A 14430-nucleotide genomic window follows, 5' to 3' on the forward strand; every position below is an offset into this window, starting at 1 on the left:
GCGGGATCGATTCTCGTAACACGGGAATCGTGAGGTCTTAAGAGCGGTCGAGTCGGTAAGGCAGCGTGATCGGTGCGAGTGGTCCGGATGCAGCGTTGCAGTCAATTCAGGCTGCGTGGCAGCCGAGGTTCGAAGTGGAGACCATGAGTACTATCGCTAGCGGTATCAAAGCCAATGCGCATACGCGCGAGATCGAGGCGCAAGCCTACGCAAAAGCGACGTGGCGTTTGTTGCCGTTCCTTTTTCTGTGTTACGTCGCGGCCTATCTGGACCGCGTGAACGTCGGCTTCGCCAAGCTGCAAATGCTGAACGATCTTCAGTTCAGCGAGACCGTGTACGGTCTGGGCGCGGGCATTTTCTTCATCGGCTACTTCTTCTTCGAAGTGCCGAGCAACATCATCATGCACAAGGTCGGTGCGCGCCGGTGGATCGCACGCATCATGATCTCGTGGGCGTTGCTCTCCGCAGCGACGCTGCTCGTGAAGACCCCCACGCAGTTCTACATCGTGCGCTTCCTCCTCGGCGTGGCCGAAGCCGGCTTCTTCCCGGGCATTGTCTTGTATCTGACCTACTGGTTCCCGGCGCAACGTCGCGGCCGCATGAACGCGCTGTTCATGATCGGCATTCCCATCGCCGGTGTGTTGGGCGGTCCGCTCTCGGGCTGGATTCTGGCGGCGTTCAACGGGGTGGGCGGCTGGGCCGCATGGCAATGGCTGTTCTTCATCGAAGCCATTCCATCGGTAATTCTCGGTATCGTCACGCTGATGTATCTGCCGAACGGCATTCGCGCTGCGAAGTGGCTGACCGAAGACGAGAAGGCGATTCTCGAACACAACATCGCGCAGGACAGCGTGGGTAAGGCGCAGCAAACGGTGGCGTCCGTGTTCGCGAACGGCCGTGTCTGGCTCATGGCGCTGATCTATTTCTGCTGCATGATGGGTCTCTACGGCATTGGCTTTTACCTGCCGACGCTCATCAAGGCCAGCGGTGTGAAGAGCGCACTGGACGTCGGTCTGCTGACCGCGATTCCTTATGCCTGCGCCGTCGTTAGCATGATTGGCGTGGCACGTAGCTCGGATCGCACGCGCGAGCGTCGCTGGCACTTCGCCGTGGTGTCGTTCGCCGGCGCGGTAGGGCTTTACCTGAGCACGGTGTGGGGCAACAACGTGCCGCTCGCGATGGTGGCGCTGTCGGTCGGCACGGCCGGCATGCTTGCGACGATGCCGGTGTTCTGGACGTATCCTAGCGCGTTGCTCGTCGGTGGCTCGGCGGCTGCGGCCATCGGCATGATCAACTCGATCGGCAACCTCGCGGGCTTTGTGAGTCCGTTCGTCATTGGGTGGCTCAAGGACGTAACGCAGAGCACCAACGCGGGCATGTACTGCGTGTCGGCTGCCCTCGCGCTGGGCGCCGTGCTGGCGCTCACGCAGTCGAAGGAACAGGTCAACCGCTGATCTTGCGGTGGGGTGGGGTGGGCGGCGTCGCTTGCCGCCGCCACACCGTCATACTGTCATACCGCCGTACAGTCATACGGGCGCGCTGCATCGTCGTGTTGCGTTGTGGTAGCACAAACAAAAAAGCTGGCCCACGAGCGTGGACCAGCTTTTTTATTGGGCGCTGCCGGACAGCCCTTGCGGACTGTCCGTCGACCGCGTGCGACGACTTACGCCTTCGCGACGCTTGCCAGTGCGGCGTTGAACGTCTTGCTCGGACGCATGACTTGTTCGAGCTTTTCGAAGTCCGGCTTGTAGTAGCCGCCGATGTCCGTCGGCTTGCCTTGCACGTCGGCGAGTTCGCCCACGATGGTCTTCTCGTTCTCGGTCAATTGCTTGGCGAGCGGTGCGAAGAGTCTGGCCAGTTCGGCGTCGTCCTTCTGATCAGCCAGTTCCTGTGCCCAGTACATCGACAGGTAGAACTGGCTGCCACGGTTGTCCAGTTCGCCGGTCTTCGGCGACGGCCCCTTGTTGTTGTCGAGCAGCTTGCCCGTGGCGGCGTCCAGCGTCTTGGCCAGAATCTTGGCGCGTGCGTTGCCCGTCTTGATGCCCAGGTCTTCCAGCGAGACGGCCAGTGCCAGGAATTCACCCAGCGAGTCCCAGCGCAGGTGGTTTTCTTCCACCAGTTGCTTCACGTGCTTCGGGGCCGAGCCGCCTGCGCCCGTTTCGTACATGCCGCCACCGGCCATGAGCGGCACGATGGAGAGCATCTTGGCGCTGGTGCCCAGTTCCATGATCGGGAACAGGTCGGTCAGGTAGTCGCGCAGGATGTTGCCGGTCACCGAGATAGTGTCCAGGCCGCGGATCACGCGTTCGAGCGTGTAACGCATGGCGCGCACTTGCGACATGATCTGAATATCGAGACCGGTGGTGTCGTAATCCTTCAGGTACGTTTCGACCTTCTTGATCAGTTCGGCTTCGTGCGGACGGTACGGGTCGAGCCAGAACACGGCCGGCATGCCCGAGTTGCGCACGCGGTTCACGGCGAGCTTCACCCAATCGCGGATCGGGGCGTCCTTGACCTGGCACATACGCCAGATGTCACCGGCTTCCACGTTTTGCGAGAGCAGCACTTCGCCCGTGGCGATGTCGACGATGTTCGCCACGCCGTCTTCGGCGATCTCGAACGTCTTGTCGTGCGAGCCGTACTCTTCTGCCTTCTGCGCCATCAGGCCCACGTTCGGCACGGTGCCCATCGTGGTCGGATCGAAGGCGCCGTTCGTCTTGCAGAAGTTGATGATTTCCTGATAAATGCGGGCGAACGTGCTTTCCGGGATCACGGCCTTCGTGTCCTTCGGACGGCCGTCGGCGCCCCACATCTTGCCGCCGATGCGGATCATGGCGGGCATCGAGGCGTCGACGATCACGTCGTTCGGTGCGTGCAGGTTCGAGATGCCCTTGGCCGAGTCGACCATCGCCAGTTCCGGACGGTGCTCATGGCAGGCGTGCAGATCGCGGATGATCTCTTCGCGCTGCGTGCTCGGCAGCGATTCGATCTTCTCGTACAGGTTCACGAGACCGTTGTTGACGTTCACGCCCAGTTCGTCGAACAGCTTGCCGTGCTTCTCGAAGGCTTCCTTGTAGAAGATCTTCACGGCGTGGCCGAACACGATCGGGTGCGAGACCTTCATCATCGTGGCCTTCACGTGCAGCGAGAACATGACGCCGGTCTTGCGGGCGTCTTCCATCTGTTCTTCGTAGAAGTCGCACAGCGCCTTCTTGCTCATGAACATGCTGTCGATGATTTCGCCGTCGAGCAGTGCGACTTTCGGCTTGAGCACGATCGTCTTGCCGCTGTTCGTCACAAGTTCCATCTTGACGTCGCGGGCCTTGTCGATCGTCATCGACTTTTCGCCGTGGTAGAAGTCGCCATGCTTCATGTGGGCGACGTGCGTGCGCGAGGCCATGCTCCACTCGCCCATGCTGTGCGGGTGCTTCTTGGCGTAGTTCTTCACGGCGAGCGGGGCGCGACGATCCGAGTTGCCTTCACGCAGGACCGGGTTCACGGCCGAGCCGAGGCACTTCGAGTAGCGCTTCTGAAGGGCTTTCTCTTCGTCGGTCTTCGGGTCTTCCGGATAGTCGGGGACTTTGTAGCCCTTCGACTGGAGTTCCTTGATGGCGCTCTGGAGCTGGAACACGGAGGCGCTGATGTTCGGCAGCTTGATGATGTTGGTGTCCGGATCCTGCGTCAGGCGACCGAGTTCGGCCAGGTTGTCCGGCACGCGCTGTTCTTCGGTCAGGAATTCGGGGAATTCACCGAGGATGCGGCCCGAGACCGAAATGTCGCTGGTCTCGATCGCAACGCCTGCCGGTGCGGCGAACGTGCGGATGATCGGCAGGAAGGATGCGGTGGCCAGAAGCGGTGCTTCGTCGGTCAGGGTATAGATGATGCTGGGTTGCTGCGTGCTCATCGCTGGTCTCGGATTCAAGAATCAGGAAAAGGTGGGGGAACGCCGCCGACTGGGGTGACAGTCCGCTAGCCATGACGAATTCCCCGATTGTGACACGGGTCGGGGGCAAAACTGAAATGCCTTTTCGTAATGTGAATGCTTGGGTCTTATATAAGACTGCCACGGAAGTGCCCATAACTTCGTTGAAAAGCCCGTAGCGTGGGGCGGGGGTGGCGTGGGCACGGGCGAGGTGAGAGAAGGGGATGGCTCTTTTTGCGATGATCGATGAAATTTCATAGAAAAAATCTATGATGAGGTGAGCCTATTTCCGGAGTGAGGCTATGTTGATAAGCGAGGTGCCGGATTGGGCGTGGGGGTGTCGCAAAGCGACTTTGATGTCGATGCGGAGGGGGCGGAGATTCGAAGGTGGGGGGAGAAAGAAGAGCGGGGAAGAGGGGGAGGGAAGATAAGGGAGATGAGGCGAAAGCAGGTAAAACGAAGGGCGTTCCGTGCCGCATGAAAAATGCTGGCGTCGAATGCAAAAGGGCCGACGCATCGTCGGCCCTTCGAATCTGGTGGGTGGTACAGGGATTGAACCTGTGACCCCTGCCGTGTGAAACGAAAATCAGCCCAAGTACCTGTGTACGATCTCGTCGTACATCATTGAGTTTACAGCATTTTTAGTTTCCTACACATGTCATCATTTTTTGGGATCCGCCTCGCGGGCTGCACCGGTTTTGCACCCGACTGCGCTACATTGCGAGGGTTGTCCTGCGGCACGTCAGTTTTGTTACGTTCGCTCCGACCTGTTCAGCGGTGTTGCTATCATGCGACGTCGTGCGGCGGTGGCGGCTGATGCCACGCCGGTAACCGTCTATCAAGCAATGGGTTGTCCTCGCCAACTAGGATTGCTGGATTTCCGATGATCGCCCCGTGCCCCGCCGAAAACTGGTCGACTGTTTCATCGATCATCCAGGAGTCATGTTCGGACGTACGCGCAAGGAAATAGTGAAGGTGGATCTCCATGACACGAGAATCCCACCGAAAGCCGATGACGGTCTCTTGGTTTTTCTTGAATCGCTGGTCGGACGTATGCGGGTCGCGCTCAGCATCCATCGCGACGTGAGCAATTGCTGCTGGAGCAGCTCGCGTTTGGCGATCGATTTCTTTGAGCTTTGTCTTGACGTAGCGCGAACGTGCTTTGACAGAATTTGGCGACGAACAGCCCCAGGTCACAACCGATCCGTATTCGATGTTGTCCATGAATCGAGGGTCGAATTGACACGGAGCGCCCCCCACCGCGAGGAAATAGCTTCCTTCGGTTACTACCCTTCCAGATAACAGACGACCCATCTTGGGGCCGACTAGCAGATAGCTATCCTCAACGTCCTCGCGGACCGCATATAGGTTCGCATTGCACACACTCCCATCCGCAAACTCATCGCTCCATGGATAGTCCTTGCGTACAAAGATACGAGAATTGAGCGCCTGCTCGACGCGGTGAACGAGGTAATCCTGTGGAACCTCGTGGAGTTCTTTTTTGAATTCTACATCTAGGGAAACACTCAACCGACGTTCATGCACTAAGGTCTGAAACTTATCGAAGAGGCTCTGAGCAAGTCGCGACTCGCGCTGTTCATAATCGCTCGGTCTTAGTCTCTTGCATTCGATCTGTAACTCGGCACCCGGGAAAACAGCGCGAAGATCAGGGGTTGGCTCACTCGTCTCCTCTATGAATTCGAGATCTAGGTCTTCCCTCAGATATCGCGCGGCCGTCGCCAGCTCAAACAGACCGCTGTCCGGGTGCTCGTGGAAAGTATCGACCAACCTTCGAGCGCGTTCTTTGGCTCCGAACATATCGCGCAAATCGGGAATTGCAGCCCCGATTCGCTTCATGAGCGGAATTACCCTAGGTCCGAGACGAAGATCATACAGTCGGCTATTCCGCAGGAATCCATCAACCAGTGCGAGATAACTTGCTAATGGATCAGCCGGTAGCAGAAGGTCATCGAGGCTCCGCCACTGTCTGTCGGCGAAGGATGAGTTTTGCCGGTAGTGTTCGCGAGCAACAGCTATCCGCGAAGCGAGGTGCTTAGAATCGCGAGAGCAAGACTGGAGCCATTCGAAGGCGTTTGCGACTTCGGTATCTTCGGAAACTGGGCCGGGCCTCATTTTCTATTTTTTCTTACCATAGAGTGGAAACAATATTCACGTCAATAAGTTGTCGACGCATTCAATGACTTACTGAGCTCTCTCTCAACGCTTTGGAAAAATAGGTCAAGCTCGGCGTCTGTTGCCGTGGCCGCCGATATCCTGGCCCACGGCTCAACGAACAAATGACTCCATTTCATCTCTATAGGGCGGCATTTCGGACACCAAGGTTCGCCCACGTTTCCACCTGCGAACCGAATCCGAAGGCGAGTGAGTGCAGCACCGGTCGGCCGTGTTGGATCAAACGGCCAATCGCAATCCGCCAAGAGCGCGTAGTCTGCATCCTCAATGGAGCGTCCCTCATCTGCGGCGAGTTGCTGCAGCCACAAGTCTTGGTCTGCGACAGAGTCTCGATCCTCGAAAACGACACCACCGAGGCAGGCAAGACGAGCTAACCAACTGCTGTAGGACTCAAGCCGCTCAGCGATGGAAGCTTGAGCCAGCTTCCGAGGCCGTCCACCTTTTACTCCTCCTGACGCGAGGGGCAACTTGCCCTCGGAAAGCCGCTTGAGGCCGGTTTGGAAGTCGTGAAGAGCCTTCTGTTCTCTCTTAAACCGGCTGCGGGGATTATTTTCGTCAAGTAGCTGGAGCACACCTAGTTCGCGCAAGTCTTCCAGCGTCACATGCTGCATCGTGACTGCGTCAGCGGCGACTTGTCGAAGCCGATAAATGGAGAGAGCTTGATTCTTGCGGCGATCTTCAGACGGCTCATGCGCATACCTCTTCCATTCTTGCCCCGTCTCAACGTCGAATGTCCCTCTAAGCCCGAAATCGTACCGCTGTTCCAGTACCTCTGGAGACAGACCGGACCTTCGCTCGATCAGCTGTAAAAGCCTCACGGTCACGTTCTTCAGCCGACGCTGGCCGAGTTCGCCACCCATGTGTCGCCCTGACTTCCAACGTGGTTTGCCGTCACTCACCGAAACCTCACCGATTGCCCTTTTGGCTGTGCTATGGACGTGAAGGCATCCTAGCAAAACTGATGGATACCCGGAAGCTACGAGCAAAGAATATGGATAAGGATATAAGAGATTTCCGTGTGGCGTTTGCGCAGATGGATAACGCGGCGTTGCTAAACCCCGATGAGTTTGGCGAACTCATTGGCAAGACTCGCAACGCGATTTACCACATGTTGTGCCGTGCACCTGACGCGCTCCCGAAACCGGTATTTCGTCAGAATCGGTATGTTCGTTGGCGAGCTGGCGACGTTCGTGCCTGGATCAGCAGTCTGCCAAGTGCTCAACCGCGTGAAATTTCGGATAAGCCTCGTCGTGGTCGCCGGCGCAAGGACGGCGAGTTCACTGCACAAGCCAGATGAGCGGCGTCGACACCCGCCCTGTTCCGGTCAACATCATGGCTTGGCCGCGTGTGAGGGACATGATCACCCAACAGAAATTCATCTACGTCTCGCTGTATTTCAACCCGGATACAACAGCGTGCGGTTGCTACCTGCTCGGGGTGGACCGGCTTGCGGCTGACCTTAGCATGACGGCCGCAAGCCTTGACGATGCACTCGACGAGTTTTCGCGCCGTGGCTTGATTCAGCGCGACAAGTCAACGGGTGAGGTTTTTGTTGCCGACTGGCCTCGCTGGCACAGGTTCGACTCCGTGCCAGCGAGAGGGGCCCTGTGGAGTTCGATTGCCAAGATTCAAAGTCGCGATCTGTGGATAAAAGTTGAAAGTACTTATAAATCAATGCCAAAGCCCGGTAAGGGTAAGGAGAAGGAGAAGGCTTCTTTCCAAGAAGAAGGGACGATGCGGTTACCGGCCGGATGGTGGAGAACTACGGAAGGTATGGTACGAGCTGGCAAGCTCGTTGGGATTGAAGCGTGGCCCGGGGAAGATCCATCGGATTTTCAGCGACGCATCCGCACGCAGTTGCAGGCATGCTGAATGCTGTCGTTTTCGCGAACGCGGCCATGACCCTCGTGCTTTGTTCCATGCATTCTGTGATGGTCAATTTGCTGCCCAGCCGGATCGTCCCTGCGGGCCGCCGCTCTCCCCGCGCCTGTGGCGCGGGTCCCCGTGCGGCTCGATCCGGGCTCGCGGCGCTCGCAATGTGCGCGGGTTGCTCAACAACGGCTTTGGCTTGCAGAGAGGGGGCTTGTGGTCGGACTGCCATTGTCGCTTGGGCAAGCCCCATTGGGGCGCGTCAGGCCGAAGGCAAAGCGTCGCGGGGAGCCGGTGGTCGGCTGCGGAACGCCGGCCAGCGAGCCGGCGCTGTCCACGCCGCTCTCGCGGGGTGAGCAGCGCAGCCGTCCACGGGCGGGCGCGGGGATGACGATGTCAGCGGCATAACGGCGGTTTTGTGGCTGCGCACGACATCACCGAAACCCGACAGCGGCGGCTGCGATTTGTCCGAATTCCTTCGGTGCCGAACACCAGTCGGTCCTGATTTCCAACATGCAGAAATCCATGTCGGTCTCTTCTCCGAGACTTGTGTCGGAGAAGAGGGGGCTTGGCGGTTTTGGGGCGTAACACCGACATGCGAAGGCATGGCGTGTTGCGGCCTAAAACTGACGAGCCCCAACCCCTCAGGGGTCGAGGCGCGTAGCGACTCGGGGGTGGTGTTAGGCCGATTTCCGCTGGTCCGAAATCTCACAGCACCGGAGCCGGCCAAGACCGAAATCAAACGGGCGCAGAAATCTGATAGGGGCGTGAACGATGGGAAAAGCGAAGAAATCTGCACTTAGGCTGCTGCCGCCAGACTGGCGCGAATCCATATGGGTGGCTGCATCGACACCAGAATGGCAGCACTCACGGCCGCAGCTAATGCCTGCGCTTGCCGTGCTCTGGATCACAGGATGCCGCCCTGCCGAAATCGAGCAAGGCATCGAGCTTGTTGCGGGACGCGACCAACTCGTAGTCAAGATCACAGGTGCGAAATGTGTGGACGCGGGTGGCCGAGAGCGCGGTCAGCCGACGCGGCACATCGGGTTTAGCGTAGATGCTAATGCTAACCCTGCATTACGCTTTCTACACGCTTTGGCAGTCCAGAGCGCCATCAACGGGAGCGGCAAGTACACGATCACGCACAACAAAGATTACCTTTATAACAGCGTAGTGGCCCTAGGCAGAAGCGCCTTCCCAAAGTTGCGGACGCGGATTAGTCCGTATTGTTTCCGCCATCAAGTAGCGTCCGATTTGAAGGCCGCCACCTTCGACCGAGAGATAACTCTGGAGCAGGCAGCCAAGGTCATGGGCCACCTCAGCGATTACTCCATAGGCGCCTATGGGCACGCAGTCCACGGCCGGAGAGGCCGTGGCGGACGGGTCACGGTACCTTTTGTACGTACCGCGCGTCCTATCAAGCATTCGCCGAAAGTTGATCGCCTCGCCCGATTCAAAATGGCGAGCGCGAAGCGGCGCGAACACAAAGCGGATTGAATTCCTATGCCGGGGTCCGGATGCGTCGTCTATGCGTCGTTTATGCGTTGTTTCACGTCTGTCAACCACGCGGAGCGGCGGTGCACCGGCGAAACGCGTCGAACTTGCGTCGTTTTCGACGCATTCGCGGATCCTACAAAAATAGGGACGGCTTTTTGCTGCTTGCGGCCTTGAGAACGTACTCAGCGTGACCGTTGACAACGCTCGGCATAAGCATCAACGACCGGTCGCCATAAGGCTGCAACCGTGCTCGCGTGTGCCGCTCCCACTTTGCACGCCCTTGACTGCTGGCGAGCAAGGAGCACAGCACGGCCGTTCTCGGTGGAGAATCTCGCGCAGAGGCTAATAATGTTGTATTGTGTAGCGTGACACGATACGGTTAGCCTCAGGAGGGCAACACCATGGTCACTTCGCCCGAGCCGGCGCACCCCGGTGCCTATATCCGCTCCAGCATTATTCCTGCTGGCATGTCGGTAACCGAAGCGGCAAAACGCCTTGGGGTCGGTCGGCCTGCGCTGTCGAACCTGCTCAACGGGAAAGCCGCACTGTCGCCTGAGATGGCCGTTAGGCTAGAAAAATCATTCGGCGCCGACCGGGAGCGGCTGCTCGAAATGCAGACTGCTTACGACCAGCAGGAGAGGCACGCCAGCGAAAAAGAGGTGGCCGTTCGGGCCTTCGTCCCGAATTTCCTGACGATTAGGGCGAGACAGATCGAAAACTGGGCGGACAGTCAGATTGACGCGCGCGCACACCTATCAGTGCTTCTTCGTAAGCTGGTTCACTCAACCGGCATCGAACTGCGCCAAGTCGATTTTCCTGGATACGACAACGCAGAGCGCAAGGGCTCCGATGGTTTCGTTGAGGCGGCTGCGGCTACGCCATGGGTGCCAGAAGGCAAGTCTTTTTGGGAGTTCGGCACTGACCAAAAACCAGCCGGCAAAGCGGAGGGCGATTACGCAGCGCGGCTCGCCTCAATTGATTCCGACACACGGGCGAAAAGCACATTCGTCTTCGTGACACCGCGCAACTGGCCTGGAAAAACTGCTTGGGAGCAGCGGAAGAACCAAGCTGGCGACTGGAAGGCTGTTAGGGTCTTCGACGCTAGCGATCTCGAACAATGGTTGGAACAATCTGTGCCAGCACAGATCTGGCTCGCGGAGCAACTAACCCTGCCTGTAAGGGGTTACGAGACACTCGAGCAGGCATGGAATCGCTGGGCTAACGCTAGCGAGCCGCATATGCTTCCTCAGCTTTTCGCGCCGTCGATCGCAGCACATCGGGGCACCTGCAAGGCGTGGCTTGAGAAGCCAAGCGACCGCCCTCTCGTCGTTGCTGCGGACTCGCGGGACGAAGCGCTTGCCTTTCTGTCCTGCATGTTCGACGACGAGGCATTTTGTCAATTTAAGGATCGCACCGCGATCTTCACCGATTCGTTGACACTCAGAACGCTCATTTCGTCTTCCGTGCCATTTATCCCTATCGTGCATTCCGAAGACGCTGAGAGAGAGCTTGTTGACGTACATCGTCGAATTCACTGCATAGTTCTACGTCCGCGCAATGCAGTTGATACCAGTGCCGACATTGCGCTCGACCTCCTCGGATATGAGGCTTTCAAGCAGTCACTTGCAGCGATGGGGATCGACGAAGGTGATGTCGATCGGCTTGCGAGGGAGTCAGGTCGTTCACCTACGATTTTGCGCCGTCGCCTTTCGCAAAATGCCGCGATCAGGATGCCCGTTTGGGCGAGCAATGACGATACGGCAAAGACCCTTGTGCCGATGGCCCTGATCGGGGCTTGGCATGCCGAGCCCGAGGCGGACGGAGAGATCGTCTCTTACGTCTCCGATCGAAAGTACGAGTCGATCGAAGATGACGTCGCACGCCTGCTTCAATTCGACGACAGTCCCGTGTGGTCCGCCGGGCGGTACCGAGGTGTCGTTTCGAAAATTGACGCCCTGTTTGCGATCGCAAGAATTATCACTCCGGCAGTGCTCGATCGCTTCTTCGACGTTGCCGAATATGTTCTTTCAGAGTTCGATCCTGCGCTTGAACTACCCGAAGACAAGAGGTGGGCCGCAGCCTTATACGGAAAGAAGCGCGATCACTCCGGTGCTCTGCGTGAGGGCATCTGCGAGACATTGGTCATCCTATCAGTCCACGGCAACGACCTATTTCAGAGTCGTCTAGGCATCGACGTCGAAAGCCGGGTAGCGTTCCTCATACGCAAACTCCTAACGCCCCTCACACTCGAAAAATTTCTTTCGCATGACAAGGATCTGCCGCGTTACGCAGAAGCCGCACCAGATGAATTTCTGAAAATCATCGAAGAAGACTTGCAGAGCGACGATCCCGTCGTACTGGGTCTTCTTAAGCCGGTGGACCGAGAGGCATTCTGGGCGTCTCCGTCACGGACAGGCTTGCTTTGGGCTATGGAATGCCTTGCCTGGAAACCGCAAAACCTCTCGCGCGTGTCGATGATTCTCGCCCGGCTATCCCGACCCAAAATCGACGACAACTGGCTGAATAAGCCGGAGGCGTCTTTGCATTCTGTGTTCAGGTCATGGATGCCGCAGACGGCGGCATCGGTGGACCAGAGAAGCAAGGTGGTCGAGATACTCGTGAGGCGTTTCTCCGATATCGGTTGGCGGATTTGCCTTGAACAGGTTAAGCCGGGTTCCCGTATTGGCCACGATAGTTACAGACCACGCTGGCGTAGCGACGCCTCTGGGGCCGGCCAAGTCGTTACTCACGCGGAGATGTATGACTTCTCTCGAAAGGCTCTCGACCTGTTGATCGCTTGGCCCTCACACGACGAGAGGACGTTCGGCGATCTTGTCGAGAGCCTTCAGGTCATGCCCGAGAGTGACCAGACCAAAGTATGGGATCTGATCAATGATTGGGCTCGGAAGGCCGGGGAAGCTGCAAAGGCCGTGCTTCGCGAGCGAATCCGCCGATTCGCGTTCACTCGTCGGGGCCGTCAGCAAGAGCTAGGAGTTGCGATTCGAGACCGTGCAAAAGAAACCTATGAGACTCTACGCCCCTCCGATCCAGTCATCCGGCACGGCTGGTTGTTTGCAGATCAATGGATTCAGCCGTCAGCTGAAGAGCTTGACGAGGGAGATTTTGACTATCAGAAGCGCGAGGAGCGAATCGATAGGCTGCGCGGTGATGCGATCACCGAAATATGGGGCGAGTGCGGTTTCGAGGGCATTCAAAAATTACTCGCCGAAAGCGGGGCCGCCAGTGCAGTGGGGCGATACGCTACGTTTTGTGTAACAGGTATCAAGTCGAGAATTGACTTCATCCGGTGTTGTCTTTCTCTTGATGGTGAGCTTCGAAGGCAGGCTGATTTGTGCCTTCAGGGTTTCATTTACGCCATCCAGGATGACTCGCGCGACGAAGTATTAGCTGCCGCAGCGGACGGGCTTCCGGTCGAACAGATCCGCCGATTATTTGTTTGCGCGCCGGTTGAAGCGTCCACGTGGCGTCTTCTGGACAGCTATGGAGAAGATATTCGCGCAGGGTACTGGAAAGACGTGCTCCCTTCATGGGGACGGCGCCCACCCGAGCAACTTACCGAACTGATTGATCGGCTTTTGGAGGCTAGACGGCCACGAGCGGCCTTCCACGCCGTCCACATGGATTTCAAGGATATCGAGACATCCCGCTTAAAGCGGCTGCTGCGCGACGTCGCCACTGTAAATTCTGAGCCCCAAGGCCATTACAAAATGGACGCCTACTACATTTCCCGAGCACTGGACTCGCTCGATGGTCGCGCGGGCGTAACCCGCGATGAAATGGCGCAGCTCGAATTTCTCTTCATCGAGGCCCTTGTACACAGTGAGCACGGAATCCCGAATCTCGAAAGCCAGGTCGCGGAATCCCCAGCGCTGTTCGTTCAGGCGGTGGCGCTAGCCTACAGGCGGAACGGCGAGGGAGACGACCCTCCTGAGTGGACCGCCGAAAATCCTGAGCAGCGGGCGGCAGTCGCGTCGGCCGCCTATCGAATTCTTGATCAGATAAATAAGATCCCTGGGGCAGGTCAAGACGGAGAAATTGATGCGGTTGCGTTGACGGCGTGGCTTGCCGACGTTCGTCGCTCGTGCCGGGAGTTAGGCCGCGCTGACATCGGCGATCAGCGCCTTGGTCAATTGCTCAGTAAAGCGCCGGCAGGCGAAGGCGGGGTATGGCCATGTGAAGCGGTTTGCGAGGCGATGGAAGGAATAGCGTCGCCCCAGATTGGCACGGGATTCCAGATCGGCGTCTATAACGCTCGCGGAGTTCATTCTCGGGGCGAGGGTGGCGGGCAGGAGCGTGAACTCGCCGCGAAATACCGCGCTTGGGCTGAGCGCTTGCACTTTGCATATCCATACGTGGGTCGAGTTCTTGAGGGTATCGCCGAGTCGTACGAGCGCGAAGCGGGGTGGCACGACGCGGAGACGAAGATCGGGAAGAGGCTTCAGCACTAGGAGGTGGCGATTTATCGCAACGCGTCTGCCTTGGTCCAATAGCCGTTGGCCCAATCCTTTTCGAGCCGATATTAAGGTGAACGGTTTTGCGTTGCTCGGCATCGGCTACGGACAAGAAAACCGGCTTGCTCTGCAAGCGCGACCAAATAACCTCCGTTTGCCAAGTACAGAAACTGAGCAAGCGGCCAATTGCGCGATGGCGAGAGATCTCTGCTGCATAGTGTTTCACGCGACTTTCCCAGTTCCGTGGAACGCTTGTGAGAGAAGGCGTTCCGTCGTTCCGACGCGCAATGTTTCACGATTTGACGGATGTAAATCGGATTCGGTGTATGCGTCGCGACATAATAGCGCTTATGTCAGACTGCAGTTTTCGATCGTTATAAAAATGACGTCATACGTAATCATGAGTCGGCTTGCGGTGGACGCTTTGACCGAAGCTACCTGCACGTCCGGTGGGCGCTCCTGTCGCTCTCCCGTGTA

Annotated in this window: 8 protein-coding genes; 5 read left to right on the forward strand and 3 right to left on the reverse strand. The window is 57.9% G+C overall.

The genetic code is table 11. The features are described from left to right. Positions 1–143: 143 nt before the first annotated feature. Complete coding sequence (locus PAN31108_RS07035; protein ID WP_150668155.1) at positions 144–1454, forward strand: MFS transporter; 1311 nt, start codon at positions 144–146, stop codon at positions 1452–1454. A gap of 209 nt (positions 1455–1663) precedes the next feature. On the opposite strand, the gene PAN31108_RS07040 is transcribed toward PAN31108_RS07035, so the two are convergent. The 3 genes from PAN31108_RS07040 to PAN31108_RS07050 form a co-directional block, all read right to left on the reverse strand. Beyond that, a complete protein-coding gene (locus PAN31108_RS07040; RefSeq protein WP_150668156.1) occupies positions 1664–3904 on the reverse strand; it encodes an NADP-dependent isocitrate dehydrogenase in 2241 nt (746 codons plus the stop codon). A gap of 804 nt (positions 3905–4708) precedes the next feature. Next, complete coding sequence (locus tag PAN31108_RS07045) at positions 4709–5779, reverse strand: hypothetical protein (protein ID WP_150668157.1); 1071 nt, start codon at positions 5777–5779, stop codon at positions 4709–4711. 317 nt (positions 5780–6096) lie between these two features. Beyond that, entirely contained in the window at positions 6097–6975 is an 879-nt protein-coding gene (locus PAN31108_RS07050; protein ID WP_150668158.1) for a TniQ family protein, read from the reverse strand. A 131-nt stretch (positions 6976–7106) separates the two neighbouring features. Between PAN31108_RS07050 and PAN31108_RS07055 the strand changes: the two genes are divergently transcribed. The 4 genes from PAN31108_RS07055 to PAN31108_RS07070 all read left to right on the forward strand — a co-directional run bounded on the left by PAN31108_RS07055 (position 7107) and on the right by PAN31108_RS07070 (position 13950). After that, on the forward strand, positions 7107–7412 hold the full coding sequence (locus PAN31108_RS07055; RefSeq protein WP_150668159.1) for a helix-turn-helix transcriptional regulator: 306 nt from the start codon (positions 7107–7109) through the stop codon (positions 7410–7412). After that, on the forward strand, positions 7409–7987 hold the full coding sequence (locus tag PAN31108_RS07060; RefSeq protein WP_150668160.1) for a hypothetical protein: 579 nt from the start codon (positions 7409–7411) through the stop codon (positions 7985–7987). Before PAN31108_RS07055 ends, PAN31108_RS07060 begins: the two co-directional genes overlap by 4 nt. Positions 7988–8758: 771 nt before the next feature. Beyond that, positions 8759–9481: a site-specific integrase gene (locus PAN31108_RS07065; protein WP_246183821.1), complete on the forward strand. Its 723-nt coding sequence runs from the start codon at positions 8759–8761 to the stop codon at positions 9479–9481. A 401-nt stretch (positions 9482–9882) separates the two neighbouring features. Next, positions 9883–13950, forward strand: a complete 4068-nt coding sequence (locus PAN31108_RS07070) for a HigA family addiction module antitoxin (RefSeq protein ID WP_150668161.1) — start codon at positions 9883–9885, stop codon at positions 13948–13950. The last annotated feature ends 480 nt before the right edge of the window (positions 13951–14430 follow it).

Source organism: Pandoraea anhela, assembly GCF_902459655.1.
In the GTDB taxonomy this organism is placed as follows: Bacteria; Pseudomonadota; Gammaproteobacteria; order Burkholderiales; family Burkholderiaceae; genus Pandoraea; species Pandoraea anhela.